Here is a 4,563-nt window from a genome sequence, read left to right as displayed (position 1 = left end):
CTGTTCAAGACCTTCTGGGCCGGTGAGGCTGGGTGGCGGGAGCGACAACTGCCCGACGGGACCGTCATCTGGACCGCACCCGACGGGCAGAACTACACCACCACCCCGGGCAGTCGGCTGCTGTTCCCAGAACTGTGCCAACCGACAGCACCGGTCGTTCCCGTCGACGTGCCCGCTCGGCCGGCCCACAGTGCGGGGTTGAGGATGCCGCGCCGCAGCACGACCCGCACCCAGGACCGGGCCCGCCGCATCAACGACGAACGCGAACTCAACCGAACCGCAGCCGCAGCCGAACAAGCAACCCCCGACACCACCCCACCGTTCTGGTGTCCCGAGTCCCCAATCCGCCATCGGCCAATAGACGTGGCGCATGCCCGGGGGCTCGTCAACCCCACAGCGCCCACGCCCCAGCGCAACACTGTCGAATAGTCGTTGCCTGCGAAGATAATTCGAGCAATACGCAGATCGCCCAGGAGTTGAGTAATGACCCGCGCGATGGCGACCAAGCGGCGCAATTGATTCACCGTCGATAGACCGCCCACCCAATTCGCCGAACCCGCCGCCACCTGCTGTTAACGAGTTGACGGCTCGGGTCAGCCTAGGCCGCATCTTTGGCGAGGCCGTCTTTCTTCGATGCGTCGTCGTTGTCCGCGGGCGGCTGGCTTGGAGGGTCGGGTGCCGTGGTGTGCCTGTCGTCTGATGAGCCGCCAGCCATCGGCTGTGGGTGGACGATCTTGCGCAGCAGGTCTCCGGGCTTCCAGCCGCCGAACGGCTTGAACTTGTTGACGGTGGTCTTGGGCTTGACCTGAGTTGGCGTGGTCGGCGCCTTCGACGAATCGACGACGAAATCTTCCGGATCCGGTGTGTCCGAGGGCGGGGGGTCCTGCCCCTCGACGACGTCCTGGCCCGATACGGGACCCGGCTCCACGAACGTGGTGACGGTGAGCTTGTTGTTGTTCACCACAGGATCCGAGGGCACGGGAGCCGTTCCCGTCAGCGCCCGACCCGTCTCGACCGCTCCGGTCGCGACGGATTGCACATCGGGTAGCCATTTACTGGCCGGCGGCAGCAACTGGAACGGCACCGGCTGCGATGGAGCGACTTCTGGCCGGTCGTAACCGGTCTCGATGATGGCCCGAAGGAACGGATCCAGCGCCTCGATGACGGACCTGGGCACGCCGAGCTGAAGGAGCGGCATCGTCAGGGGCAGTTCTCCCACGGGTGCCTTGATGAGTACGTCGGTGACCAGGGGTTCGCCGTCGGCGCCTATGGCGCTGCCGGAGGTGACGATCTTGCCGTCGGCGGGAATCTCGCCCAGATTCACATCCTTGTAGTAACCCGAGTGCAGGTAGTAGAAGCCCATGACCGCGTTCAGATCGGCGACGACGTTGAATATGTAGTTGGGTGCGTCGGCCACGCCGTCGTACTGCTTGGTCACCTGCAGGATTTTCGCGTTCGTGCCCTGCGCACTGGTCCCGTCGCCAAAGCTCACGCCGAGAATGGGGATGTAGACACCCTTCGGCAGGCGTGCCAGGATGCCTCCGTCGTTCCGACGGGGGTCCGCCGCCAGGACGAATTCCACGTTGTTCAAGTAGTAGTTGTCGTCGCCGTGGAGTGCCGCGCCGTCGGCCTTGAGCTGCGCGATGGCCTGCGACGCTGCGCCAGCCCCTTGCGAGTAGCCGACGACGTAGATCTTGTCACCCGGGTTTGCCTTGCGTGCGGTCTCGACCGCAGCGACAGTCTTGGTCGTCGCTTCGCCCTCGGAAGCGTCATACGTGGGATCACCGAAGCCGGTGAGCGGACCCAGGCTGCGCGGGTAGTCGACGAAGACGTTGGTTCCTTCGCGACCTGGGGCTGTCCGGTCGTACATGCCCATGAACGAGTCCGCCATGCGGTAGGGCGAGATGCCCTCTTCGTTGCCCGTGATCGACTTCGTTCCGTCGACGAAGATCGAGGTGCTGGCGGCCAGCATGCTGTCGATGGTGACGTGACTGTCGGTGGCATAGGTGAAGGCGAACAACGTTGCCGCATTGAGCGCGATCCCGGTGGTGACGTAGGGCGCCCACTTGTTCGCCGTCGGCTGCCGATGCTTTGCCACGAATCAAGCCCCCATGCTCCTAAAATGCCCCCATTGCGCACTCCAGCCGCAAATTGTTAGCCAGAATAGAGGTAACGCACACATAACGGAAGCGTTTGCGCGCATCCGCAAAGGTTTGCTCCTGGCTAACCCCAGTGGGTGTCAATGGGCTATCCGATCATGAATCTGCGATGGGTCCTGCCGGGGTGTGAGTTGCTTCGTCGCCGCCGTGCGAGGTGGACGTGTGCGATCGGCATCGAACGGGTAGACGCCTTCCGCAGCAGCGCTGACATCACTCGAAAATCCGCACGGAGAGACGACAATGCGACAACCCGCGGCCGTCATCGCCGCTGTCGTCGCCCTTTTGATGGCCGTGTCCTGCGCGCCGGCGCAACGGGTCGACCTCGGCCAGGGGTCGGGCAACCTCATCGCGGCCATCGCAGGCGAGCCCGATCAGCTCGATCCGCAGAAGACCAGCGCGTACTTCTCCTTCGAGGTGTTGGAGAACGTGTTCGACACCCTCGTCGAACCCGATGCGAACCTGGAGATGCGTCCCGCGCTCGCTGAATCGTGGAGTGTTTCACCCGATCAGCTCACCTGGAACTTTCATCTGCGCAAGGGCGTGACCTTTCACGACGGCAGCCCGTTCAGCGCTGACGATGTCGTCTACTCCTACCGCCGCATCATCGACGAGAAGCTGGCCAACGTCGACAAGTTCAGCGCCGTCACCGACGTGAATGCTCCCAACGCGGACACCGTCCTCATCCGCGTCAAACACCCGACGCCGAATCTGCTGACGAACATCGGCGGGTTCAAGGGCATGGCGATCGTCTCCCGCAAGAACGTCGAGAGCGGCCAGATCGCCACCCACCCGGTCGGCACCGGTCCGTTCGCGTTCGTCTCCCAGAAGAGCGGGGACTCGATAATCCTCAAGGCGAACGCGAAGTACTGGGGCGGCCCACCCAAGGTGCCGGGGGTGACGTTCGAGTTCATCACCGAACCGTCCACCGCGCTGTCGGCGTTGCAGGCCGGCGAGATCGACTGGACGGACTCGGTGCCCACCCAGCGCATCTCACAACTCAAGGACGACGACTCCCTGAAGCTCGCCGTGACGCCGAGCAATGACTACTGGTACCTCGCACTCAACGAGGCCCGCGCGCCATGGAACGATCCGCGCGTGCGGCAGGCCATCGCCTACGGCATCGACCGCCAATCCATCGTGCAGGCAACGAGTTACGGCAGTGCGACGGCGAACCAGCTGGCGATCCCCGAGGGCAACCCCTGGTACACGCCCTACGACGGGTACCGCTACGACACCGATCAGGCGAAGCGTCTGCTCGACGAGGCGGGGGCGCATCCCGACAAGATGGACATGTTGGTCACCAGCGAGTATCCGGAAACCGTTACCGCGGCTCAGGTGATCGCCGACAACCTTGCCCCCCTTGGCATCACGGTCAACATCCGCACCGTCGACTTCGCGACCTGGCTCGACGAGCAGAACTCCGGACACTTCGACATGCTGATGATGGGCTGGCTCGGCAACATCGACCCCGACGACTTCTACTACGCGCAACACCACACCGACGGCTCGAGCAACGCCCAGAAGTTCTCGAATCCCGACGTCGACCGACTGTTGGACGCGGGTCGCGTGGAGACGAATCGACAAGCGCGTCAACAGGATTACACGAAGGCTGCCACGATCATCGCCGATGAGGTCAGCTACATCTATCTCTACAACCCCGCGGTGGTGCAGGCCTGGACCACCAGGATGTCGGGCTATGACGCGCGCCGCGACGGCGCGATTCGGTTCAGGACGGCCAGTCTGTCCCAGGGCGGTGACCAATGACTCGCCCAATGGTCATGCCTGCGTTCGTGACTCACCCCGTCGTACGGTTCCTGGCCCGGCGCCTCGCATACTCGTTGATCGTGCTCATCGGCGTGCTGATCGTGGTGTTCGCGCTCGTCCAGCTGGTGCCAGGAGACCCGGTTCGCATCGCGCTCGGCACGCGTTACACGCCGGAGGCGTACGAGGCGCTGCGCGCGGCGAGCGGTCTGGACCGGCCGCTCGTGACGCAATTCTTCAGCTACGTCGGCTCGGCATTCACCGGTGACCTCGGGGTCAGCTTCCGCAATGGCGACCCGGTGGTCCAGATCCTGCTGGACCGCTTGCCTGCGACCGTCTCACTCGCCGTCTTCGGCATCGTGATCGCATTGGCGATCGCGCTGCCCGCCGGAATCTGGTCGGCATTGCACGAGGGCAGGTTCAGCGACGCCATCGTCCGCGTCACCAGCCAGTTCGGCGTCTCGATTCCCGACTTCTGGATGGGCATACTGCTGATCGCCCTGTTCGCCACCACCCTCGGCTGGCTGCCCACCTCCGGATACCGGCCGTTGTTCGACGATCCCGGCGGCTGGTTCCGCCACCTAGTTCTGCCCGGTCTCGTGGTCGGTCTCGTCGCCGCCGCCATCCTGACCCGCTACGTCCG

Annotated in this window: 3 protein-coding genes and 1 pseudogene; 3 read left to right on the top strand and 1 reads right to left on the bottom strand. The window is 64.2% G+C overall.

Annotated elements, in window-relative coordinates:
- Positions 1–429, top strand: a pseudogene (locus tag QOI01_RS11215) (hypothetical protein); the annotation flags it as partial.
- A 169-nt stretch (positions 430–598) separates the two neighbouring features.
- On the opposite strand, the gene QOI01_RS11210 reads toward QOI01_RS11215, so the two are convergent.
- Complete coding sequence (locus QOI01_RS11210) at positions 599–2,098, bottom strand: PE-PPE domain-containing protein (RefSeq protein WP_526380847.1); 1,500 nt, start codon at positions 2,096–2,098, stop codon at positions 599–601.
- Between the two features lie 301 nt (positions 2,099–2,399).
- On the opposite strand from QOI01_RS11210, the gene QOI01_RS11205 reads away from it, so the two are divergent.
- Positions 2,400–3,923, top strand: a complete 1,524-nt coding sequence (locus QOI01_RS11205; RefSeq protein ID WP_526380845.1) for an ABC transporter substrate-binding protein — start codon at positions 2,400–2,402, stop codon at positions 3,921–3,923.
- Between the two features lie 14 nt (positions 3,924–3,937).
- The coding region (locus QOI01_RS11200; protein ID WP_526380849.1) for an ABC transporter permease at positions 3,938–4,563 on the top strand (626 nt) is incomplete at its 3' end.

This window comes from Mycobacterium sp. (assembly GCF_032162605.1).
In the GTDB taxonomy this organism is placed as follows: domain Bacteria; phylum Actinomycetota; class Actinomycetes; order Mycobacteriales; family Mycobacteriaceae; genus Mycobacterium.
Note: the sequence above shows the minus strand (reverse complement) of the source record. Positions and strands in the feature narration are given on the sequence as shown.